The sequence below is a fragment of the Streptomyces sp. JLBJ103 genome (assembly GCF_058215575.1).
This window is the reverse complement of sequence record NZ_CM177089.1, coordinates 6,616,040-6,638,014: the sequence shown is the minus strand read 5'-3', so window position 1 is coordinate 6,638,014 and position 21,975 is coordinate 6,616,040. Positions and strand designations below refer to the sequence as shown.

Here is a 21,975-nt window from a genome sequence, read left to right as displayed (position 1 = left end):
ATGGGCGCCGAGAGCGGCCCGCCCCGGGCCCAGGACGCGACGTCGGCCGGGCTCGCCGAGGATTTCCCCGCGCTCCGCGGCGATCTCGCCCGCGTCCACGACAGAGTGCTCAAATCCCTCACGACAGGCGACCGGCGGATCGACGAGGCGCTGCGCCATCTCGCGGCGCGCCCAGGCCGGTACCTGCGGCCGAGCCTGACCCTGACCTCCGCGTATCTCGTCGCCGGTGACACGCCCACGTCCGAGCGGACCGTCACCGCCGCGGCCGCCGTGGAGACGCTCCACCTCGCCACGCTGCACCACGACGATCTGTGCGACCAAGCCGCCGAGCGCCGCGGGCGGGCCACGGCCAATGCGCGCTACGGAGACGATGTGGCGCTCGTCCTTGGCGATTATCTGCTGACCACCGCTCTGGGGCAGGCCGCCTCGCTCGGCACGGAGGAGTCCAGGGCTGCGGTCCGGTGCGCGCAGCGCATTTGCGTGGGCCAGCTCATGGAGCTGCACGACGCCGGACGCCCGGAACGCTCGGTGGATAGCTATATGGCCTCCATCTCCGGGAAGACCGCCGAGCTGCTCTCCCTCAGCGCCCTGCTGGGCGGTCTGACGGCGGGTGCGAGCAGCCGCCAGACCAAGGTGCTGGCCTTGTACGCGTACGAACTTGGTGTGGCCTTCCAGATCTGGAATGACGTATGCGACCTTCGGCCCCCGGCGGGACCGGTGGGCGCCACACCCCACAGCGCCGACCTGTCGCACGGCGTCTATACCCTGCCCGTCATCCATGGGCTGCGCCGGGCGGGCGCCCGGCTGCGTCCCCTGATCGGGCCGGGCGCCGGCCCAGAGGCAGTCGCGGAGGCGATCCGGGTCCTGGAGAACAGCGGATCCGTGGCGACCGCCGTCGCGACCGCGAATCAGCATCTGCGGCAGTCTCTCGACGAACTCGACTCTCTGGACGGCGCGTTCTGCGACGCGTCCCAACGGATCCTGCGCACCATGCGACTGCTGCTCCCAGAGATGGACGCACTGGTCAGCCCTCGCCCGCACCAGTCGGACGTTCGCGGCACGGACCGCTCCTCGCCGGAGGACGGCCGATGAGCCAGACCATGCCCAGCCTCTCCCCGCGTCGGGTGCTCCAGTTCGCTCTCGACCCCTTCACCGGGATGATGGACGCGTACCGTGCCCACGGCTCCGTGGTGGGCGTCGGATACGGTTCGCAGCGCACGACCTTCGTCTTCGGACCGGAGGCGAACTCCTTCGTCTTCGCCAACCCCTCGCTCTTCTCCTGGCGCGACTCGTTCGAGGTGATGCTGCCCGTCCTGGGCGACACCGCGCTGCTCGTCACGGACGGCCCCGACCACCAGAGGCGACGTCATCTGACGCTCCCCGCGTTCCACCGGCGGCGCATCGACGCGTACGTACGCCTGATGGCACGGAACACAGCGGCGGCCGTGGAGACCTGGGAGAGCGGCCAAACGATCGATCTCTACCAGGCGCTGCGCTCGGTGATCCGCCGCAATACGGTCGAGGCTCTCTACGGCGCCCCGCTGGCGACGGACAACCACATGATCGGAGCACGGCTGCAGATCGCGCTCAACTCCACGGACCTTCCCCTGGGCATGCAGCTCTTCCTGACCGGGATTCCCAACCCCATGACGGCCAAGGCGAAAAAAGCCCGTCGGCAGGTGGCAGCCAGGGTGCAAGCCGAGATTAGCCGCCGTCGCGCCAGAGGACCGGGCGCAGCGGGAGCGGGAGGCTGCGAGGCCGAAGGAGGCGACGGGCTGGGGATACTGCTGGCCGCCCGGGACTCCGAGGGGCGCAGCCTGGGCGACCGCGAGCTCGAGGACCAGGTGATCAGCCTGATCGTCGCGGGGTACGAGACAACCAGCGCGGCCATGGGGTGGACCGTGCACGCGACGCTCCGCACTCCAGGCGTGTGGGACGACGCCCGCAAGGAGGTCGACTCCGTCCTCGGGGACGCCGAGCTCACCGGCGAAGCTCTGGAGCGGCTGCCCTATGTGGACGCGGTCGTGCAGGAGGCCCTGCGGCTTCACCCGCCGGTCGTGGTCCTGCCCCGGGTCGCGGCCCAGGACTTCGAGTTCGCCGGCCACACCATCCGGGCCGGCTGCCGTCTGGCCATCAGCCCGTACGTCACTCACCGGATGCCCGAGGTGTGGCCTCAGGCAACGGAGTTCCTGCCCGAGCGCTGGAGTCCCGGGCACCCCGGGCACCGCCCGGCGACGCCGTCCACCTTTCTGCCCTTCGGCGGCGGCGCGCACCGGTGCATCGGCTCGCCGTTCGCGACGGCCGAGCTGAAGACGATCCTGATCGAGCTGCTGCGGCGGACCGAACTGCGGCTGGCGGGGAAAGTGACCCCGGCCAGCATCATGGCCATGCGGCCCCGCCGGGGCGTTCCCGTTGTCGTGCGACGCCGAACGTGATGGGGGACAAGTGAGAATCATCGTGGTGGGTGGTGGGATCGCCGGTCTCGTCACCGCTCTGAGCCTGCACACGGCGGGGTTCAGCCCGCTCGTCCGCGAGTCCGCCCGCGAGATCCACGCGGTCGGCGTCGGCATCAACCTGCTGCCCCACGCCGTACGCGAACTGACCGAGCTGGGACTCGGCGACGAACTGGCCGCGATCGGCCTGCCGCCGAGGGAGCTGCTCTACTGCGACCGGGCCGGCGAGCGGGTGTGGTCGGAGCCCCTCGGCATCATCGCCGGCTACCGCTGGCCGCAGTACTCGGTGCACCGCGGGCAGCTGCAGATGATGCTGCTGGCGGCGGTACGGCAACGGATGGGCGAGGACGCCGTCCGCACGGGTATGTCGTTCCAGCGCTTCGAGCAGCGCCCGGCCGGCGTGCGCGCCCACTTCGTGGACCGCCGATCGGGGGCGGAGTGCGTCGAGGAGGCCGACGTGCTCATCGGCGCGGACGGCATCGACTCCAGGTTACGGGCTCAGCTACACCCCGGCGAGGGGCTCACGCACTGGAACGGCGTTCACATGTGGCGTGGCGTCAGCGAGTACCCGCACGTCCTCGGCGGCCGCACGATCGTGGTGGCGGGGGGCCGACCAGGATCGAAGTTCGTCGCCTATCCCATCGTCGACCCTCCGGCCGAGGGCGGGAACGCGCTGATGAACTGGGTGCTGGAGATCCGCAAGAAGGAGGGGGCGGGTACGCTCGACCGCTCCAACCGCCCGATACGGACGAGCGAGGCGCTCGGGCAGCTGTCCGACTGGAAGCTGCCGTGGATCGATCTGCCCGCTCTGATAGGCGAGTCCACGGGAATCTACGAATACCCCATGCTCGACCGGGATCCGCTCCCCCGGTGGAGCTTCGACCGGGTCACGCTGCTCGGCGACGCGGCGCATCCCATGTTCCCGATGGGCATGAACGGCGGATCGCAGTCGATCGTCGACGCCCGGGTGCTGGCCTGGTGCCTCACGCGGCAGTCCGACCCGGCCCGGGCGTTGCTGCGCTACGAGGCCATGCGCCGGGAGCCGCTGAACCGACTGGTGCTGGCCAACCGGCAGCTGGGCCCCGAGAAGATCATCGCGCTGGCAGAGGACTTCGGCGGGGAGTTGCCCCGGGAACGGGCGGAGAGCGTGTCGAGGGAGTACAAGCGGCTGGCCGGCTGCACGGCCGAAGGGCTCAACGAGAGGCACTCCTGGTCGACGTCGCCGGGCAGGTTCCACTGAGCGACTCGTCAATGGGCGGCGCCCCGTTGGCGCGGTGCTCAGGCGGCGTACCCCAGCGCCAGGGCTGAACGTGCCAGAAACCTCGTTCGTGCTGGTCACGACGCCGGAGCGCAGCGGCCCGCCGCTCAACCATGGCAGAAGAGGAACCACTGCGCCCGTTGCCGACCTTGTGGGGTGCCGAGAAGTCCATCCGCACAGGTCAAGGATGGATGGCGCTGTTTAACCACCAGGGAGGGAGGGCGTCGATGGGCATGATGGTCGATCGTGCTGCTGCGCCTGGCTTATCTGAGGATGACGAACCCCTCACCGTGCTACGGCTACTGCCGAGGGGCAGTAGAGAGAAGGACGTGGAGATCCTGGCGTTGCGGCACCAACTCGCCGCGCTGGAGCGTCAGCTCCGAGGAGCCCGCCCCAGTTTCACGCCTGTGGACCGCACATTCCTCGCCGCCTTGCTCCACCACCTTCCCCGGCTACTGGTGAGACCGGACACCGTGCTGCGCTGGCACCGCGCCCTCCTCCGCCGCCTGCGCAAGCACCCTCATTTCGGGTACCTCACACCCCACGAAACACGACAGCGGTTCCGCAACGACCAAACACTCGCAGCGTAGAAGAGTGTCCAGGATCACGGGGAAACTTCACCTCGGAGGCGATCACTGGGCTGGCAATGGGCAGCAGGCCGATCACCGACCCCGATCCGACCATCGTCAGGGACAGCACTCGTGCCTCTCGACGCCACCTCGCACCGCAGCGCGCATCCAGCAGACGTGGCGTACCTTCCTCCGCTCCCAGCCCCACACGCTGCTCGCCTGCGGCTTCATGCACGTGGACACCGTCTTCCTCAAGCGTCTCTAGGTCTTCTTCGCCACGGAGATCAAGACTCGGCGCATCCACGTCCTGGGCGTCACCACCCAGCCCACCGGTGCATGGGGCACCCAACTCGCCCGCAACCTTGTGGGGCTCGGTTATTCATCGCTGCTGGTCAAACGCCCCACCCGGCGTGCAGAGAGCTGCGACCATGATGGGATGATCGTGTCGCTTCTGTACCAGGTGACTCGACGCCTTCTCGCCGTCCCGAGGGTGCTTCTACGGCGGGACACCTCGAAGGAGGCCGCACTTCTCGTCCTGCGACATGAAAACGCCGTGCTACGACGCCAACTACAAGGGCGAGTACGGTACGGACCCGCGGACCGCCTGTGGTTCGCCTCCCTGTCCTCGCTGATCCCCCGCCGCCGCTGGGCAAAGGTCTTCCCCATCACGCCCAGCACGCTATTGGCCTGGCACCGCAAACTCGTCGCCCACCGCTGGGACTACTCCCGACAACGCCGCGGTCCCGGACGGCCACCCACGCAAGCCGCCGTCAAGAACCTCGTACTGCGTCTTTCCCGCGAGAACAGCCGATGGGGCCATCGCCGGATCCAAGGTGAACTGGCCCGGCTCGGACACCCGATCGCCGCCTCGACCGTCTGGCAGATCCTCCACACCGCAGGAATCGACCCCGCACCACGCCGCGCCGGCCCAACCTGGCGAGTTCCTCTCAGCCCAGGCCACCAGTCTGATCGCCTGCGACTTCCTCCACATCGACACCATCAGCCTGCAACGCCTATACGCCCTGATCTTCCTCGAGCACCACACCCGGCGCCTGCACATCGCCGGCGTCACCGCACACCCCACCGCGGCCTGGACCACCCAGCAAGCCCGCCCTCGCCACCGACCTCGCCACACGCATGGACTCCCTGCGCTTCCTCATCCGAGACCGCGACAGCAAGTACACCAACGCCTTCGACGCCGCATTCCAGGCCGAGGACATCGAGATCATCAAGACACCGGTCCGCGCACCCAAAGCCAACGCCCACTGCGAACGAGTGATCGGCACCCTCCGCCGAGAAACCCTCGACCACATACTCATCCTCGACGAAGCTCACGCCCGCCACGTCCTGGCCGAATACCAGAGGCACTACAACGCACACCGCCGACACCAACTACCTCCCCAAGCCCACCAACAACCACCTCCGGTCCTGAAACCAGCCAGCCGACGAGTCCTGCGTGCCCGCATCCTCGGCGGCGTGATCAACGAGTACAGCTATGCCGCTTGACCAGGAGCGACGATTATTCGAGCCCCACACGATGTCGGGATGCTGCGAGCGGAGCCGGACGTGTTCGGGCCGGTTGCCTCCGACCCGACGGTCTCCCGCCTGGTCGACACCCTGGCAAAGGCCGGACCGAGAGCCCTGTGGGGTTCCAGAACTCGGCCGGCTGCGTGACCAGCAGCGATGGATAGAGCATCGCGGGCCGGGAATGCTCTCAGACTGTGTCTGCTCTATCTGATCCTCGCCCGGCTGCTCGGCCGGCTCGTGCTGCTCAGCCGTTCTTCCAGGTCCAAGGACATCGAGCTACTGGTCCTGCGGCACGAGGTCGCGGTACTGCGCCGCACGAACCCCAAGCCACGCTTTGACCGGGCCGACCGCGCCTACCTCGCAGCTCTGATCCGACAGCTGCCCAGGGCGCTGCGACAACACCGTCTGGTCACGCCCGACACGGTTCTGCGGTGGCACCGCCGACTGGTGGCACAGAGGTGAACGTACCCGAACCACGCCGCCCGCCCGCCGATCGACGAGGCGATCGCCACGCTCATCGAACAACTTGCCCTGGAAAACGGCTCATGGGGATACCAACGCATCCAGGGCGAGCTCCTCAAGCTCGGCCATCGCGTGGGCGCTTCGACGATCCGCAGAGTCCTCAACCGCTTGAAGACACCCCCAGCACCCCAGCGGCAGACCGACACCACATGGCGGCACTTCCTCCGTACGAAGGCCTCGTCCATGGGTTGCGTCCTGAGAAGTGGTGTACGGGCTCCCGCCTGATCCGGGCGTTTGTCCCGGCGTCGGAGTGAGTGTCCGGATACAAGAACGGCCACCGGCTGATCTTCGAGTTGTCGAAGCTCGAAGGAGATCAGCACGATGACCGCACCTGACAGTCTGCCGCTGCACGCCCTCGCCGAGGACAACCTGGCCGCGGCGAGTCCCGATCTCCTGCGCGCGATGATCAAAACATTCGCCGACGCACTCATGTCCGCCGAGGCCGACGCCCTCTGCAACGCCGAATACGGGCAGGTCAGCGACGAACGCGTCAACCACCGCAACGGCTACCGCCCGCGCGAGTGGGACACCCGGGCCGGCACCGTCGAACTGGCCATCCCCAAACTGCGCCAGGGCAGTTACTTCCCGCACTGGCTCCTGGAACGCCGCCGCAGGGCCGAGCAGGCCCTCATCTCCGTGGTCGCCACCGCCTACCTCCTCGGCGTCTCCACCGCAGAGTCGAGAAGCTCGCCGAGTCCCTCGGCGTCACCCAGCTGTCGAAGTCCCAGGTCAGTTCGTTGGCCAAGCACCTGGACGAGCAGGTGGCAGCCTTCCGCAACCGGCCCCTGGACGCCGGCCCGTATGCGTTCGTCTGGGTGGACGCGCTGACCCAGAAGGTCCGCGAGGGCGGCCGCATCATCAACGTCCACGCGCTGATCGCGGTCGGCGTCAACGCCGACGGACACCGCGAGATCCTCGGCCTGGGCGTCGCCACCGCCGAGGACGGCGCCGGCTGGCTGGCCTTCCTGCGCTCGCTGATCGCCCGCGGCCTGTCCGGTGTTCAGCTCGTCATCTCCGACGCCCACGCCGACCTGATCGACGCCATCGGCGCCGTGCTGCCCGGCGCGTCATGGCAGCGATGCCGCACGCATTACGCCCGCAACCTGCTCAGCCAGGTTCCCAAGTCCGCCCAGCCCTGGGTCGCCCCGCTACTGCGGACCATTTCGAACAGCCCGACACCGACGCGGTCCGGGCCCAGATGGCACACGTCCTGGACGCCCTGGATGCCAAGTTCACCAAAGCCGCAGCCCACTTGGGCACTGCCCAGCACGACCTGCTGGCCTTCATCGCGTTCCCGCGTGAAATCTGGCGGCAGATCTGGTCGAACAATCCACAGGAACGGCTGAACAAGGAGATCCGGCGTCGCACCGACGTGGTCGGTATCTTCCCCGACCGCACCGCCGTCATCCGGCTGGTCGGCGCGGTGCTGGCCGAGCAGAACGACGAGTGGACCGAGGCCCGCCGCTACATGGGACTCGACCTGCTGGCCAAGGCCCGCCTCCACCCGATCGAGTCAGAATCCGACGAGACCGCCCTGCCCACCGAACTCACCGCGTAGCCTCAAAACGAGATCACCGAGTGGCCGTCAATACACCACTCCAGCGGACGTGACCTCGTCCATGCTCGCCGTCGACTTTTTCCACGTCGACTGCGCAATCACCTTGCACCGACTGTACGTATTGTTTGCGATGGAAGTCGGTACTCGCTACGTGCATATCCTTGGTATCACCGATCGTCCGGACGGCCCATGGACGACGCAGCAAGCCCGAAACCTTATGGCAGATCTCGGCGACCGTGCTGCCGAGTTCACGTTTCTTGTACAAGACCGGGCCGGTCAGTTCACCCCAGCGTTCGACGCGGTCCTGGCTGGAGCGGGCATCGAGGCTGTGAAGATCCCGCCTCAAAGCCCGCGAGCGAATGCGTACGCCGAGAGGTTCGTGCGCACCGTTCGATCCGAGGTCACCGACCGGATGCTCATCTTCGGCCGGCACCACTTGCGCACCGTGCTGGACGAGTACGCCCACCACTACAACGGGCGGCGGCCTCACCGCGGACAACGGCTGTGCCCGCCACGACCCGACCATCCCATCGCCGACCTCTCGCACGAGCGGATCAAGCGCCGACCGATTCTCGGAGGCCTTATCAACGAGTACGAGCGGGCGGCGTAGACACACAGGTCATCGCAGGTGGCCACGTTCTGGAACCCCACAGGGTAAATTCGCAGGTCAAGTCAGCGGCCCTGTTTTGGAACCCCACAGGGGGGCGCAGGGCGGACAGCGACGCGGCGGTCGTCGCGCGCGCCCGCCCAGAGCACGCACGTCCCCGTCTACGCCGCGGGGGTGAGTTCTGCGCGGCCGAACAGCAGCGCGTAGCCGGAGGGGAGCTGGCGCAGGATGCGGGTGATGAGGTCGGGGCCTGCGTAGGCCGCGACGGCGGAGAACACGGATCCGGTGTCCCAGCGGGTGGTGGCCAGGGAGGCGCCGGTCCGGGCGGCGAGGTCCTTGACGAAGGCCCAGCCACCCAGCGGCTGGATGTCGGGGATCTGGGCGGTGAGGACGCGTGCGGCTTCGAGGGGGAGGCGGGCGGCGAGTTCGACGCGTTCGTCGCCGGTCAGCTGGCGTCCCAGTCCCGCGAGGACGAGGCGGACGGCTTCCTCGGCCTTCTCACGGTTGGGGTAGGCGCCGTCGTAGCGGACCTTTTCCAGCATGTGCTCGTACGCCCTTCCGTAGGGCTGCTGGAGCGGTGCGCTCGGGTCGGACATCACTGCGGTGGTTGCCTTTCTGTCACCAGGGTCGTGGTGGCCGGTGTGCGGTCACCGGGGGTGGATGGTCAGGCGGGCTGGGGGCGGCCGAAGAGGAGGTCGAAGCCCGCGGGGAGCTGGAGCAGGATCTCCTCGATGAGGTCGTCGCCGGCGGCGTCGGCGACCGTGGACAGGACAGCGCTGACGTCCCAGGCCGCGGTCTGTTCGGTGGCCCCTTCGATCCAGGCCGCGGTCGCGCGCACGAACCGCTCCGGGGGTAGCGGCTCGGCGCTCTGCAGCGGGTTGAGGAGGATCAGGGCGAAGTCCTCCGGCAGACGCGCCGCCAGCTGGGCGCGTACCTCGCCGACCAGGTGTGCGCCCAGCAGGGCGAGCACCACGCGGGCCACGCGCTTGGCTTCCTCCAGGGTGTCGTACTCGCCGCGTTCCTTCATATGGTCGAGGAACGCTTCGCGTCGCACAGTCATGTCGGCCGCCGCCCCCTTCCTCGGTTCGCCGGGGCGCGGAGGACGGGCGAGGGGGAGATCAGATGGATGCCCGTCCTCCGCCGCTGTGCAGCCCTCATTGGGTCCGGTTCAGCCGGAGATCTCCTTGCGGTCGGTTCCGACGCCGATGGTGATCTTGCGGGGCTTGGCGCGCTCGGCGATCGGGATGCGCAGGGTGAGCACGCCTGCGTCGTAGTCGGCCTGGATGTGCTCGGTGTCCAGCGTGTCGGCGAGCACAATCTGGCGGGAGAAGGCGCCCAGCGGCCGTTCCGACAGTTCCATCTGCACGTCGTCGGCCTTTGTCACGGGCCGGCGCTCGGCCTTGACGGTCAGCATGTTGCGTTCGACGTCGATGTCGATCGCGTCCGCGCTGACGCCGGGGATGTCGAAGGCCACCACGTACTGGTCACCCTCGCGGTAGGCGTCCATCGGCATCGGGGACGGCCTGGACCAGGTACCCGGGCCCATCAGCTGCTGGGCCAGCCGGTCCAGCTCACGGAAGGGGTCAGTGCGCATCAACATCGGAAAACACCTCCAGGAAGGTTCAGGCAGTTGCTGCCAATGCGCCTCACTGACACCGTTGTAGCATGTCATCCAATGGATGACAAACGTGGTGTCGTCCAAAGGACGACTACCCGAGGGAGGTGCCCATGACCCCGGCCGACCAGCCGGCATCGTCCAGCGCCGACGCACAAGGTCCGGCGTCGTTCCTCGCCGCCGCGGCGGCCCTTCAAGCCATAGACGACGCCCTGCATGCCGCCCGGCACGAGGTCCCCGGTGCTGCCGAGACTCACGACGTCGGCCCAGAGCAGGCCCTGGCCTCGCTTCTGCTGCTGCGGCAGGTACGCGAGCAGCTCGCCGGATGGGAATCCGGCCTGATCGAGACCGCCCGGGATGCGGGTGCCAGCTGGGCGGACCTCGCCCACCCCCTCGGCGTCGCCAGCCGCCAGGCCGCCGAACGCCGCTACCTGCGCAACCGGCCTGGCCCAGCCGGAACCACCGGCGAACAACGCGTCCAGGCCACCCGCGAACGCCGCGCCGCCGAACGCACCACCGCCACCTGGGCCCGCGGCAACGCAGCCGACCTGCGCCGCATCGCAGGTCAGATCACCGCCCTCACCGACCTGCCCACCGCGGCCCGCCTCCCGCTCAGCCGGCTCCACGCGGCCCTTGCCCACGACGACCCCGCCGAACTCATCCGCCCCCTCAACGCCACCCGCCCTCACCTGACCACCACCCACCCCGAGCTCGCAGCCCAACTCGACGCCCTCACGCCCGGGGACCAACGGAACAGACATTAGCGCTGGGAGTTGATCTTGGCCGGGCGCTACGTCTGCGTCATCCGCAGGCAGACGTTCGCGAAAGCCGACACAATGGGCGACGCCGCCGTCGGCGCTTCCGTAGCCGAGGCCCTGGACGCGGAGGCTGAGCGGCCGGCGCGGACCGTGCCGATGCCGGACAGCGACTCCAGCGGGCGGCCCGGGGTCCGGCGTCCTGGTTCAGGCTGAGGTCTGCGATTGTGACTCGCTGCCCTGGGTGCGCAGTTGCTCGTTGATGCGTTGGGCTTCTTCGAGTTGATCTTCGAGGATGACGATGCGGCAGGCGGCCTCGATGGGGGTGCCCTGGTCGACGAGTTCGCGGGCGCGGGCGGCGATGCGCAGTTGGTAGCGGGAGTAGCGGCGGTGGCCGCCTTCGGAGCGCAGCGGGGTGATCAGGCGGTGTTCGCCGAGGGCGCGGAGGAAGGCGGGGGTGGTGCCGAGCATCTCGGCGGCCCGGCCCATGGTGTAGGCGGGGTAGTCGTCGTCGTCGAGATTGTTTATGGGACGGGGACCGGCAGGGGGCATAGGCCTCTTCTTCCAGGGGACGCGTCGGGGGGCCCGGGTGCCGTGCGGCACCCGGGCCCCGAGCTTTCAACACCATCTACCGGCGAACTGCGCCGGCCTTCTTTGTCCGCAGGTTCCGCCTGGGAGGGCGGGGCTGCGGGGATCGCGGATACGTGACCGGGGATCACCTTCCAATCCGGGGCCTGCGGTACCCGGGCGGACTTCTTCCTCGCCCGGGCGATCCTGATGGCGTTCTGCTCCTTACCTTCGGTTACTCGGTTGTACTGCTGGATAACGCGGGTACTGCTCGCGACCCCTGGGGGCCGCGTCCTGCTTGACCTGCATGCACGGCAGTTCATCTCTGCCGTGCCCTCATCGACGTCCTGGGTACAACGGAAACGATAACCCTGCGACGAGCCAATGTCTACTGTGACCACGACAGGTTTTCTTCAGCCTCGATGCGTGGAGTTCTTCCGTAGGTACACCTGGAAGAGTGACGCCCCGGGGTGCCCCCCGGCGGGCACACGCTGTACCTGGCGGCACAACCGATCCAAAGCGGGGTGGTAGCGCATGACCGACACGGAGACGACGCGCACGCAGGCCCCCAGAGCGCCTGTGGTTGTTGAGGGTGACAACCCCGCCGGAATCGCTCACGCTCGTGACGTCGCCCGCACCTTCGCCAAGGGCCTCGAACCGGCTCCGGCCCCCGGGACGGCGGAGACCCTTGCTCTCGTCGTCTCCGAGCTCTGCGTGTGCCGATAAACTTCGGGGTAGACGGCCTTGTAGCCGAGCGTGAGCCGCGCTTCCGACCGTGGATTCGAGCAGACCGCCCATCTGGTTGATGAGGTCGTCGAATTCCAGAAGTGGATTGCGCGCCCAACCCCTGGGACGCTCCACCGTTCCTTGGCCTCGCTGTCGGCGAACCGGCATATTCATCGTCCGTCCCTCCGGTCGTGTTGGTTGGTGGGTAGCGGATCTGATGTGTGACCACCGCCCAGATCGGCGAACCGGCCGGACGGAGCTTGTGTGTCATCGGGGTGGCGCGCGACGTCGACAGTCGTGCGGCCGATGGTGCTGGAGCGGCAACTCGGCAGGGAGAGGGTGCGGTTCACTCCGAGCGACCGGGCGATCCTGGCCGCACTGCTGCACCGGCTGCCACGGGACATGCTGAACAGACTGCGACCGGTGGTCCGTCCCGACACGGTACTGCGCTGGCACCGCGACCTACTCGCACGCGGCCACCTCCCGGCCCAGACCTCCGGGCAGGCCCTGTACCGTGTGGGGTTCCATATTTGCGGCCAGGCCTCTTGACCAGCAAAGATCGATGGAGCGTCACTGATCGGGCAGGATCGTAGTCTGTGTCCTTGCGCCTGCTCTACCTGCTCGCCACTCGGCTACTCAGGTGGTTCGTGTTACTCGCCCGTTCCTCCGCATCCAAGGACGTCGAGCTACTCATGCTCCGCCATGAGGTAGCCGTGCTGCGCCGCAGTACTCCGAGGCCGCGCTTAACCTGGGCGGACCGCGCGATCCTCACCGCTCTCGTCCGACTTCTGCCGAGAAAGCTGCGCGCACACAGACTGGTTACCCCCGGGCACGCTCCTGCGCTGGCACCGCCGCCTGGTGGCACGAAAATGGACCTATCCGCACAAGGTCGGCTGCCCTCCTCTCGACGAAGCAATCGCCACGCTCATAGAACGGCTCGCAACAGAGAACCCGTCCTGGGGGTACAAGCGGATGCAAGGGCCGGAAGTAAGCGGGCCGCCTCTCGGCGGCCCGCCAGTAACCTCAAGCGCACCCAACGAAACCGTGAGTGCCAGCAATTCATACGTCGAGGCCGCAGGCTTGATCACCGAACGGAGCCCCTTTGCGGTTTTGCGTCCGCGCAGGGCCGCAGCGACGCCCACACGGCCATCAACCCTTAAACGACACCATTTCAACGCCTCATACTGCTATCATTTTGAGGGTCGCCGCCCCCAGCGAGAGGGTTCTTCGATGTCGCGCACCATGATCGATCTCGACGATGAGATGGTGGAACACGCCATGCGCCTGTACGGCGTGAAGACGAAGGCCAAGGCTGTGCGCATGGCCATGGAGGAAGCTGTTAAGCGCCGGCTGCGACAGGAGGGCATCGACGCGATCAAGTCCGGTGACCTGGACCTGACCTACGACAGCCGGACGGAGCCCGACAGCAGGAACGTGGCGTGAGTGAGCGCTTCCTGATCGACAACTCCGCCCTCCAGCGATGGCGCAAGCCGAAGGTGGCCGAGGTTCTCGACCCACTCCACGAGGATGGCGTACTGGCTGTGTGCGGACCGGTCGAGATGGAGGTGATGTGCTCCGCACGCAACGACAACGACGCGAAGCGTCTGCACTGGTTCCTGTCCGGCTTCGATTACCTTCCGATGCCAGACGAAGTGTGGGACCGGGCCAAAGACATCCAGCGACAGGCCATCACCAAGGGCAATCACCGCGCACTGTCCATGCCGGAACTGCTGATCGCCGCAGCGGCCGAACGGCATGCGGTGACCGTGCTGCACTATGACCAGGACTACGACATGATTGCCGCGATAACAGGCCAGCCCATGAAGTGGGTCGTGGAGGCGGGCGCAGCGGACCACTGACTCTTCACCGCGCAGGACGGCCCCTGCTGCCAAGCGACGCGGATGCCGCTCGAGAGGCCCCCGTATGGATCTTGGTCATTCACCGCCGCTGGTCAAAACGCTACGGCCCGGCGCGTAGAGCCGCGACCATGTTTGGAACCCTGTGGGTGCTGGTAACGGTGTCACCCGCATGGGGGGCTTCACTTCGCTGCTGAACCGCCGGACCATCCACCACGACGTGGAACGGGTCCTCGCGCCCCATGGCCACCCCGCCCGCCACGAAGTCGGCGTGGCCGACTCGGACGCACGGTTCGCTGCGTCATCTGCGGGGCGGCCGTGAGGTGGTGGTGACGGTGATGTCGTCTTCAGTGTGGGGTGTCGTGGATGGCTCGTTCGTAGACGCGCCGGTCGCGTTCCCGGCCGAAGACAATGTTGTTGATGGTCATGGGCGTGAATGGGCATTTGGCTGCGTTGTTGTCCTTACGCGCCATCGCAGTGGCGATCCAGACGCCGCCACCCTGGTGCCAGCCGCGAATGGTGAGGTAGTCGCCCCAATCTCCCTCCTGCGGCGTAAGCGGATTGTCGGGGCAGGCGTTGCCCTTGCCGGGGAGGAAGTAGTCGACGGTCGGGGCGACTAGGGTGATGTCGTCGAAGGGGGCGATCATGGAGCCAGGGAAGTAGTCGGTGTTCCCCGTGCCGCCACCGAAGGTGTCGACGTAGCCGATGTGGCCGCGCTGGTCCGGAGCGATTGCCGGATAGGCGTGGCTGACGGTGCGGCTGTACACATCGTGGCTGGGGCCGATGCGCAGGTCGGACTCGCGGCGGGTGTTGATTCTGACGTACGGGAACGGGCGTTGTGTGCCGTACCGCTGAGCCACCCAGGCGAACCAGAGGTAACCGCGGGCGCGTGCTGCGAACACGCCACCGGATGTGGTGTCGCTGCACCAATTGGTGACCTCCTCGTCCTGACTACTGCAGTCCCCCTCCCTCTCCGGCACCTGAAATGTCATGTAACGGAAGGGCGGGACAGTCCGGTCCACGGTGGTCACCCACTTGGACCTCTCCGGCCAGACCAACAGGCGCAGCCGACGACCCTTGCCCTCCGGCAGGGTGGTCGATGCCGCGTAGGCGACATCGGTGATGCCCTGCGGGACTCGCAACTCCCCGTCTTCGCCACCTCCGACGGTGTCGATGCGGGCGATGGCGTCATAATGCGCCGCGCGGCGCGCGCTGAACTTGGGGGGCCGGGGCAGGAGGGCCGGTCTGCGCGTGTACCGGGGCCCCGGCTGCAGTACCCCGCTCAGGGCACGCTGCGGCCTCGGTGTCGACCACCTCTTCGCCACGCCCGTCGAGGGCGTGGTTCCCACCGCGGAGCTTTCAGCACCGGTGCGCACCGCTCGGCAGCGGTGCTGTGCGTGACGGGCCGGGCGGGTCTGTCTCAGTCCTCGGTGAAGAGGTCCTCGGCGTCGGTGATGGTGAGGGCACGGTCGAGCCACCGGTCGAGGACCTCAATGTCGGTGCAGCAGGTGATCCGGTCCCGGTCGCTGACCGGCGTGAAGATCCGCCGCCTTTCCAGCACCCGCAGGGTGATGGATGCACGACTACGTCGCCGCTTGGTGGGACGACGGAACCAACCAGGTCATCCACGAGCTCACGTGGCGGCATGGACCGCAACCCGCCGGCCCCATGCGGGGAACGACACCGTGACGGTCCTACCCCGCGTCGTCTCGCCGTGATTCGCGCCGTCGGCTGAACCACGCACCGCTCGACTTCGAAGACCCTCCGATGGCCTAGTCGCGGTGGTGGTCTGCGGTAGGCAAGGCCATGGTTGTAGGGCACCCTTTCCCGAGAGCGGAGCGATTCCTTGCAGCAAGCCGCACAGATCTCATCACAGGTCATGGAGTCGATCTCAACTCCCGAGCGGGTCGAGACGCATCTGGGCAATCTGGAATTTCCGCTGGGCATGCCCACCGATGAGACCGCCGATCGCGTCTACGACCATCTGGACCATGTGCACGCCTTCCGTGCGTTCCTCGACGCGTACTCCGGCGTCAATCTGTGGGCGGCCCGCAAAGGCTTCCTGGATGCGGGGGTCAAGGACCACGACGTCCTGCTCTTCTCGGAGTTCATGGACGCCAAGACGGTGCTGCTGACCGGGAACGCGGACACGGTCTACTTCATGACGTTCCTCGACCTGACCGAGGGGCCCGTGGTGGTGGAGATGCCGCCCCTCACCCTCACTTTCGTCAATGACATGTGGTTCCGCTGGGTCACCGATCCCGGCATGCCCGGACCCGACCGCGGGGCCGGCGGCGCCTACCTCTTCGTACCGCCCGGTTATGAGGGCCCGCTTCCCGAGGGCGGGTTCTTCACGCACCGGGTCCGCACCACGCGGCTCATCCTGGGCGGGCGGGCGTTCCTGGAGGGCGACGACCCGAAGCCGGCGGTCGAGCACGTCAGGGAGGGGCTGCGCATCCACCGCTACGTCCCGGGACTGTACGGAACGAGTGTCGCGGAGATCGTCACCGGGGGCACGGCTCCGCCGCTGCCGTGGACCGCGGAGACCTGGACCGCCGCGCTGCACAGGCCCGATCCGCCGCGATTCATCGAGGGCTCCGGAATGCCCGTGAACACGATTCCCCCCGCGGACAAGACGTACTTCGACTTCGCGAACGAGCTGGTGCAGGATCAACCGGCCGAGGCGCTCGATCCCGAGATCGCCGGTCCGCTCGCCGCGCTGGGGATCGTCAAGGGCGAGCCCTTCCAGCCGGACGCGCGGGTGCGGGAGATTCTCACCGAGGCGGCCGCGGTGGGGAACGCCACGGCCCGCACCCTCGCCTGCCGTCCGCGTCCGTCAGAGGGGGCGCACTTCTATGGCGCATCCTCCCAGTGGGTCAACGGCCTGCTCGCGTCCGGCTACGACTTCATGACCCCGCCCGCGGACATCACCGACAGCGGCGTCGAGCCTCGTCCGAGCAGCGGCGCCCGGAAGCTGAACCTGCGGTCCTGGTGGTGGTACCTGGCCGTGGGCATCAGCCCGACGTTCGCCACGCGATTGACCGGCGTAGGCTCGCAGTACGTGTTCTCGTTCGCGGACCAGGAGGGCCGGGCCCTCGACGGCGGCAGGCGCTACCGCCTGGTGCTGCCGCCGGACATTCCCGCCGCCAGGTTCTGGTCGTGCACCGCCTACGACAACCAGACGCGCTCGATGCTCGACACGCCGCAACGGTTCCCACGGGCCGGAAGCCAGGACTACCCGAGCCCGGCAGCGGTCCCCGACGCATACGGCACGACCACGGTGCACTTCGGGCCCGACCGACCCGACGGCGTGCCGGAGGGCAACTGGATCCAGACCACGCCGGCCCGGGGGTGGTTCGTGGTCCTGCGGCTCTACAGCCCCCTGCGGCCGTTCTTCGACAAGACCTGGCAGCCGGGCGAGATCGAGGCGGTGGGCTGACGACGCGCGGCGGCGATCCGAAGGTATGACGGGTCGGACGGTGAGGTGGCCATGAGCACCAACTCACTGGGGAGTTGGAACGACGGTGCCACGAAGCGGGCGATCGTCGAGTTCGTGACGTCCGGGACGGAGGAAGGGGCGTCGGGCTTCGTTTCGCCGGCGGACCGGGTCGCCGTGTTCGACAACGCCGGAACCCTGTGGATCGAGAAGCCCGCGCCGGTGCAGACGGCGTTCGTCCTCGGGAAACTGGCCGCACGGATGAAGGCGGATCCTTCACTGGCCGACGAGTGGCCCTACCGGGCGATCGCCGACAGGGACGAGTCGTTCCTCCGCGCATTGGACGTCCAGGACCCCGACGCCGTGACGTCGATGGTGGAGGCCATCGGCTCGGCCTGGGAAAGGCACCACCTTCGGGGAGTTCGAGGCGGAGGACGCCCGGTACCCGGCGTCCTGGCGCCACGAGCGCTTCGGACTGCCCGCCACCGGCCTCTGCACGGCCCCGTCACGATCGGGCCCGGAAAACCGGAGTACGTCCTCGCCCGAACCGGCCGACTGCCGCACTTCGCGGCCGGCAACGACGACGTGGACATCGAGTTACTCGAGTCCGCGCAGTTCGCCCTGCTCGTTGTGCACGACGACGCCGGGAGTACGCCTACACCGACGGCGCGGACAGGGCACGCGCGACGGCCGGGGAGGTCGGCTGGACGACGGTCAGCATGAAGAACGACTGGAACGCCGTTCTCAAGGAACGACCCCACGAGGAGGAATGCGGTGCCTCACGTGAGCGACGCGCCCAGCCCGGGCACACCAGCCGAGACCCTCGCGTCGATCAACGTCCCGGACCGGCTGGAGACGGCCTTCTGCGCGATGGGCTTCTTCGACGGTATGCCCCTGCCCGACACGGTCACGCGCAGCTATGACGCACTCGATCTGCTGCGTGGGATCGAGGTCTTCCTCAACTGCCTGCCCGGCGCCACGATGGTGGCGATGCGGCGCGGGCTGCGGCGCCTCGGTATCGACTCCCACACCATCGGCTACACGGCCCCGCGGTGCAGCTCGGCGCCCTTGATGCTCACGGCGAACACGGAAACCACGTACGGGTTGGCCTTCTTGGCGCTCGATCGGGACGGCCCGACCGTGATCGAGGTGCCGGAGGGCTCGTTGAGTGTCGTCGACGACCTCTGGCAGCGCTACGTCGCCGACATGGGGATCGCCGGGCCCGATGGCGGCAAGGGAGGCAAGTACCTCTTCCTGCCCCCCGGCTACGACGGCAACGTCCCTGACGGCTACTTCGTCTCCCGGTCGCCGACCTTCTCCTGTTGGGCGGCGCTCCGCGTGCTCGGTGGTGTCGAGAGTCTGCTCAAGACGCGGTTGTACCCGCTCTCCGCCGCGGCCGACCCGCCCGAGCAGCGCTTCGTCAACTTCGCTGGCTCGGACTTCAACACGGTCCCCGCCAATGACTTCTCGTTCTTCGCGGAGGTCGACGAGATCATTCAGCAGGAACCGCCCGAGGCACTCGACCCGGAACGCGCGGGCCAGCTCGCCTCGATCGGTATCGTGCCCGGCAGGCCCTTTCAACCGGACGACCATATGCGCTCGATCCTCGACACCGCCGCGCGGGTCGGGTCGGGCCTCGTGCGGACATTGCTTTACAAGCCGCGTGACCCGAGTTTCTACTACTACCCGGGCAGCTCGTGGAAGAACATGTTCCCGTCGGGAAGTCACGAGTTCCTTTCGCCGCAGGGTGCGCGCCTGCTGGACGCTCGCGCTGTGTTCCATTACGCGGCGCTTGTGATCACACCGGCGATGGCGACGGCGGCGGTCGGGGCAGGATCGCAGTACGCCTATACAGCAGAGGACTCCACCGGCGCCTGGCTCGACGGCGAGAAGAGCTACACGCTCGCCCTTCCCAAAGGCATCCCGGCGAAGAACTTCTGGGCCATCGACGTCTACGACCCTCAGACCCGGTCGCTGCTGCGCACCGACAACCCCTACCCGAGCGTGAACAGCCTCTCGGACGCCGTGCAGGCCGAGTGCGGCGGCGGCACGGTCATCCACTTCGGCCCGACCGCGCCGCAGGGCAAGGAGGCGAACTGGATCCAGACGGTCCCCGGCAAGGGATGGTTCGTCGTCCTGCGGCTCTACGGTCCGCTCGAAAGCTGGTTCGACCAGAGCTGGCGGCCGGGCGAGATCGAACCGGCGTGAGGTAGCGGGACGTGGCGCGGTAATTCTCCCTGTTTGCTCCAGCTTAAGACTCTCGCGGACCTGGCGCGTCGTCAAGCTCTGCGCGGCTCCACATACCGCGGCCGTCAAGTGCCAACTCGGCGCGCCTCACCATTCGGACTGCGCCTGATGTTCGCCCCCTGGCCCTGGGGGCGCATCCACTGTGCGGCCGGCGTCTGGGCCAGGACTCCGGGGCCTTGCCCGGGTAGTGGCAGGAGCGAGCGGGCCGCCTACACCGGCCTGGCTCCGGTCACGCGCGCCTCCGGCTCCTCCATCCGCGGCGAACACCCCGCTCGGCGAGGTAACAAGCAGCTCAAACGCGCCTTCTACCACGCCGCGTTCGCCTCGCTCTCGCAGCCGGCGTCACGGCCTCCTACGACAGGAAACGCCGCGAGGGGAAACACCACGTCGCAGCGCTGATCGCTCTCGCCCGCCGACGCATCGACGTACTCTTCGCCATGCTCCGCGACGGCACCTTCTACGAGCCGCCGACCCCCATCGCGGCTTGACGAAGGCCAGAGGGGCACTTTTTCATGTCGAAGATCAGCGCGAGTCCAAGGCTTTCGTACAGTGGCCGCCTGTGTTCGGGGGCGGCGGCGAGGAGCCGGTCCTTGAGGCACTCCCTGGCACGAGCAGCAGGAGTTCAGCCGCGCTACCGCGACCGGCCCATACTCACCGCCTGATCGACAGCACTCTCATTGGCTCTGCACCCTTCGCCCATCGGGGCGAACGGGCCGTGTCGCGCGGACCTGTGGTCGCGGGCCGCGCCGCAGGATGGCGCGATGACCGAGGGACTTCTCTCTTCCAGCGGCGGCGTCCGGCTCGCCGACGCCTTGATCGGACAGGGCTTCACCTGTACCGGAATCACCGCACGGGTCGGCGAGGAACCGACTCTCGCCCTCAACCGGTACGACCCCGAACCGGCCCTGGCCGTGCTCGCCGACGACCCGCTGGGAGCACTGATCCGGCTGTTCCTGTACGCGCGTCCGCTGCCGGTCGCCGAGGCCGGCCGTGCCCTGTCGCCGTTCCCGCTGGCCGAGGCGCTCACCGCCGGCCTGCTCGCCCGGCACGGCGGGGACGAGGTACGCGCCACGGTGCACGTGCACCCCTACGGGGAGGGATGGACCGTCTCGGACTTCCCCCTGTTCCTCCAGCCCTCCCGGCACGGCGCGGAGTACGTGCTGCCCCCCGGGCCCAGCGGGGTCAGGCTCCAGCACGCGACGGTGCCCCATCCGGTCAGCACGGCGCTGGACCTCGGGACCGGCTGCGGCATCCAGGCACTGCACCTGTCCGCTCGCGCACGGCAGGTCACGGCCACCGACCTCTCGGTGCGGGCCCTGCGCCTGGCGGCGACGACGGCCGCCCTCAACGGATGCGACTGGGAACTGCTCAGGGGCGACATGGTGCGGCCCGTGGCAGGTCGCCGCTTCGACCTGGTGGTGAGCAACCTGCCGTACGCGGTGGGGCCGGGCACGGTGGACCACATGTACCGGGACTCCGGGCGGACCGGGGACCGGATCGGCGCCGAGTTGGCCGCAGCGGCTCCCGCTCTCCTCACCGAAGGGGGTTTCCTGCAGTTCCAGACCCAGTGGGCGCATGTGCGCGGCGAGGACTGGAGGGAGCGGGTCGCCTCCTGGGTACGGGGCACCGGTATGGACGCCTGGATCGTGCAGAGTTCGGTGACCCCGCCCGCCCCGTACGTGGACGGCTGGCTGAGGGAGACCTGCGAGGAAGGCGACCGGGAGAAGCGGGCGGCGTGGCTGGAGTGGCTGGAAGGACAGCGGGTCGAGGGGATCGGCAACGGGGCGGTGGTGCTGCGCAACAGCGGGCGGCACGATTCGGTGGTGCGCGTGGAGGAGTTGAGCCCGGAGGCGGGCGACCTGCTCGGCGCGCAGGTCGCCGGATGGTTCGCCCGGCAGGACTGGCTTCGCGACCACGATCCGCTGGCGGCGCGCTACGTGGCTGCCCCCGGTCTGACGCTGTGGCAGCAGGGGGAGCACCGGGGGCGGGACGGCTGGCAGGTACGGCGGCAGGTGCTGAAAATGCCTGTCGGCGGTTTCCACTGGACCGAGGAGGCGTCCGCGCTGGCCGTACGTCTCCTGGATGACTGTGATGGCGCGCGGACCCTGCGCGAACAGCTGCAACGGCTCTCCGACGACCTCGAGGTGGACCCGGCGGAGCTGGCCGGGACCGTGCTCCCGCAGGTGGCCCACCTGGTGGAGCGCGGTGCCATGGTGCCCACCGAGCTCACCGGACAACCGGGCTGACCCACCCCCTTCCCTTCCAGTGAGCATCCGAAG

General features: G+C 68.3%; 18 protein-coding genes and 3 pseudogenes. 15 read left to right on the top strand and 6 right to left on the bottom strand.

All coding sequences use genetic code 11. The annotated features are described in order from the left end of the window. The 7 genes and pseudogenes from AC4BEG_RS29345 to AC4BEG_RS29315 all read left to right on the top strand — a co-directional run bounded on the left by AC4BEG_RS29345 (position 1) and on the right by AC4BEG_RS29315 (position 8,497). Positions 1 to 1,092, top strand: coding sequence for a polyprenyl synthetase family protein (locus AC4BEG_RS29345; protein WP_490702714.1), 1,092 nt, complete (start codon positions 1 to 3; stop codon positions 1,090 to 1,092). Then, a complete protein-coding gene (locus AC4BEG_RS29340; protein ID WP_490702713.1) occupies positions 1,089 to 2,435 on the top strand; it encodes a cytochrome P450 in 1,347 nt (448 codons plus the stop codon). The genes AC4BEG_RS29345 and AC4BEG_RS29340 overlap by 4 nt, the downstream gene beginning before the upstream one ends. A gap of 10 nt (positions 2,436 to 2,445) precedes the next feature. Further along, entirely contained in the window at positions 2,446 to 3,693 is a 1,248-nt protein-coding gene (locus tag AC4BEG_RS29335; RefSeq protein ID WP_490702712.1) for a flavin-dependent oxidoreductase, read from the top strand. Between the two features lie 1,023 nt (positions 3,694 to 4,716). Continuing rightward, positions 4,717 to 5,786, top strand: a pseudogene (locus AC4BEG_RS29330) (integrase core domain-containing protein). A gap of 177 nt (positions 5,787 to 5,963) precedes the next feature. Beyond that, complete coding sequence (locus AC4BEG_RS29325; RefSeq protein WP_490702711.1) at positions 5,964 to 6,269, top strand: integrase; 306 nt, start codon at positions 5,964 to 5,966, stop codon at positions 6,267 to 6,269. 381 nt (positions 6,270 to 6,650) lie between these two features. After that, positions 6,651 to 7,887: pseudogene (locus AC4BEG_RS29320) on the top strand (IS256 family transposase). A gap of 49 nt (positions 7,888 to 7,936) precedes the next feature. Beyond that, positions 7,937 to 8,497, top strand: a complete 561-nt coding sequence (locus AC4BEG_RS29315) for an integrase core domain-containing protein (protein WP_490702710.1) — start codon at positions 7,937 to 7,939, stop codon at positions 8,495 to 8,497. Positions 8,498 to 8,655: 158 nt separating this feature from the next. Here AC4BEG_RS29315 and AC4BEG_RS29310 read toward each other — a convergent pair whose 3' ends face one another. The 3 genes from AC4BEG_RS29310 to AC4BEG_RS29300 all read right to left on the bottom strand — a co-directional run bounded on the left by AC4BEG_RS29310 (position 8,656) and on the right by AC4BEG_RS29300 (position 10,094). Further along, positions 8,656 to 9,090: a DUF2267 domain-containing protein gene (locus tag AC4BEG_RS29310; protein ID WP_490702709.1), complete on the bottom strand. Its 435-nt coding sequence runs from the start codon at positions 9,088 to 9,090 to the stop codon at positions 8,656 to 8,658. 68 nt (positions 9,091 to 9,158) lie between these two features. Next, entirely contained in the window at positions 9,159 to 9,554 is a 396-nt protein-coding gene (locus tag AC4BEG_RS29305) for a DUF2267 domain-containing protein (RefSeq protein ID WP_490702708.1), read from the bottom strand. A gap of 108 nt (positions 9,555 to 9,662) precedes the next feature. Beyond that, positions 9,663 to 10,094, bottom strand: a complete 432-nt coding sequence (locus AC4BEG_RS29300) for an Hsp20/alpha crystallin family protein (RefSeq protein ID WP_490702707.1) — start codon at positions 10,092 to 10,094, stop codon at positions 9,663 to 9,665. A 128-nt stretch (positions 10,095 to 10,222) separates the two neighbouring features. Between AC4BEG_RS29300 and AC4BEG_RS29295 the strand changes: the two genes are divergently transcribed. Next, positions 10,223 to 10,873: a type III effector protein gene (locus AC4BEG_RS29295; RefSeq protein ID WP_490702706.1), complete on the top strand. Its 651-nt coding sequence runs from the start codon at positions 10,223 to 10,225 to the stop codon at positions 10,871 to 10,873. 198 nt (positions 10,874 to 11,071) lie between these two features. Here the strand turns inward: AC4BEG_RS29295 and AC4BEG_RS29290 are convergent, their stop codons facing one another. Further along, the gene (locus AC4BEG_RS29290) at positions 11,072 to 11,416 is read right to left on the bottom strand and encodes a helix-turn-helix domain-containing protein (RefSeq protein ID WP_490702705.1); all 345 of its coding nucleotides are present in this window, start codon (positions 11,414 to 11,416) and stop codon (positions 11,072 to 11,074) included. 1,971 nt (positions 11,417 to 13,387) lie between these two features. Between AC4BEG_RS29290 and AC4BEG_RS29285 the strand changes: the two genes are divergently transcribed. Together AC4BEG_RS29285 and AC4BEG_RS29280 are read left to right on the top strand one after the other, a co-directional pair. Then, positions 13,388 to 13,600, top strand: a complete 213-nt coding sequence (locus AC4BEG_RS29285; protein ID WP_014059306.1) for a type II toxin-antitoxin system VapB family antitoxin — start codon at positions 13,388 to 13,390, stop codon at positions 13,598 to 13,600. After that, positions 13,597 to 14,016, top strand: a complete 420-nt coding sequence (locus AC4BEG_RS29280; protein ID WP_490702704.1) for a PIN domain nuclease — start codon at positions 13,597 to 13,599, stop codon at positions 14,014 to 14,016. The genes AC4BEG_RS29285 and AC4BEG_RS29280 overlap by 4 nt, the downstream gene beginning before the upstream one ends. A gap of 344 nt (positions 14,017 to 14,360) precedes the next feature. On the opposite strand, the gene AC4BEG_RS29275 is transcribed toward AC4BEG_RS29280, so the two are convergent. Both AC4BEG_RS29275 and AC4BEG_RS29270 read right to left on the bottom strand, forming a co-directional pair. Beyond that, complete coding sequence (locus AC4BEG_RS29275; RefSeq protein ID WP_490702703.1) at positions 14,361 to 15,362, bottom strand: hypothetical protein; 1,002 nt, start codon at positions 15,360 to 15,362, stop codon at positions 14,361 to 14,363. Positions 15,363 to 15,433: 71 nt separating this feature from the next. Continuing rightward, complete coding sequence (locus AC4BEG_RS29270; protein ID WP_490702702.1) at positions 15,434 to 15,574, bottom strand: hypothetical protein; 141 nt, start codon at positions 15,572 to 15,574, stop codon at positions 15,434 to 15,436. Between the two features lie 318 nt (positions 15,575 to 15,892). Between AC4BEG_RS29270 and AC4BEG_RS29265 the strand changes: the two genes are divergently transcribed. The 5 genes and pseudogenes from AC4BEG_RS29265 to AC4BEG_RS29245 all read left to right on the top strand — a co-directional run bounded on the left by AC4BEG_RS29265 (position 15,893) and on the right by AC4BEG_RS29245 (position 21,942). Beyond that, a complete protein-coding gene (locus tag AC4BEG_RS29265) occupies positions 15,893 to 17,452 on the top strand; it encodes a DUF1254 domain-containing protein (protein WP_490702701.1) in 1,560 nt (519 codons plus the stop codon). A gap of 51 nt (positions 17,453 to 17,503) precedes the next feature. Further along, positions 17,504 to 18,172: a hypothetical protein gene (locus AC4BEG_RS29260; RefSeq protein WP_490702700.1), complete on the top strand. Its 669-nt coding sequence runs from the start codon at positions 17,504 to 17,506 to the stop codon at positions 18,170 to 18,172. A 60-nt stretch (positions 18,173 to 18,232) separates the two neighbouring features. Then, positions 18,233 to 19,657, top strand: coding sequence for a DUF1254 domain-containing protein (locus AC4BEG_RS29255; RefSeq protein WP_490702699.1), 1,425 nt, complete (start codon positions 18,233 to 18,235; stop codon positions 19,655 to 19,657). A gap of 243 nt (positions 19,658 to 19,900) precedes the next feature. Next, a pseudogene (locus AC4BEG_RS29250) lies at positions 19,901 to 20,184 on the top strand (transposase); the annotation flags it as partial. 273 nt (positions 20,185 to 20,457) lie between these two features. Beyond that, a complete protein-coding gene (locus AC4BEG_RS29245) occupies positions 20,458 to 21,942 on the top strand; it encodes a DUF7059 domain-containing protein (protein ID WP_490702698.1) in 1,485 nt (494 codons plus the stop codon). Positions 21,943 to 21,975 lie beyond the last annotated feature (33 nt).

What these genes read in the sequence shown, in the direction of transcription:
- AC4BEG_RS29345 (WP_490702714.1), top strand. Translation starts at nt 1, where the DNA reads ATGGGCGCCGAGAGCGGCCCGCCCCGGGCCCAGGACGCGACGTCGGCC.
- AC4BEG_RS29340 (WP_490702713.1), top strand. Translation starts at nt 1,089, where the DNA reads ATGAGCCAGACCATGCCCAGCCTCTCCCCGCGTCGGGTGCTCCAGTTC.
- AC4BEG_RS29325 (WP_490702711.1), top strand. Translation starts at nt 5,964, where the DNA reads ATGGATAGAGCATCGCGGGCCGGGAATGCTCTCAGACTGTGTCTGCTC.
- AC4BEG_RS29310 (WP_490702709.1), bottom strand. Translation starts at nt 9,090, where the DNA reads ATGTCCGACCCGAGCGCACCGCTCCAGCAGCCCTACGGAAGGGCGTAC.
- AC4BEG_RS29305 (WP_490702708.1), bottom strand. Translation starts at nt 9,554, where the DNA reads ATGACTGTGCGACGCGAAGCGTTCCTCGACCATATGAAGGAACGCGGC.
- AC4BEG_RS29300 (WP_490702707.1), bottom strand. Translation starts at nt 10,094, where the DNA reads ATGTTGATGCGCACTGACCCCTTCCGTGAGCTGGACCGGCTGGCCCAG.
- AC4BEG_RS29295 (WP_490702706.1), top strand. Translation starts at nt 10,223, where the DNA reads ATGACCCCGGCCGACCAGCCGGCATCGTCCAGCGCCGACGCACAAGGT.
- AC4BEG_RS29290 (WP_490702705.1), bottom strand. Translation starts at nt 11,416, where the DNA reads ATGCCCCCTGCCGGTCCCCGTCCCATAAACAATCTCGACGACGACGAC.
- AC4BEG_RS29285 (WP_014059306.1), top strand. Translation starts at nt 13,388, where the DNA reads ATGTCGCGCACCATGATCGATCTCGACGATGAGATGGTGGAACACGCC.
- AC4BEG_RS29265 (WP_490702701.1), top strand. Translation starts at nt 15,893, where the DNA reads ATGGAGTCGATCTCAACTCCCGAGCGGGTCGAGACGCATCTGGGCAAT.
- AC4BEG_RS29260 (WP_490702700.1), top strand. Translation starts at nt 17,504, where the DNA reads ATGAGCACCAACTCACTGGGGAGTTGGAACGACGGTGCCACGAAGCGG.
- AC4BEG_RS29245 (WP_490702698.1), top strand. Translation starts at nt 20,458, where the DNA reads ATGACCGAGGGACTTCTCTCTTCCAGCGGCGGCGTCCGGCTCGCCGAC.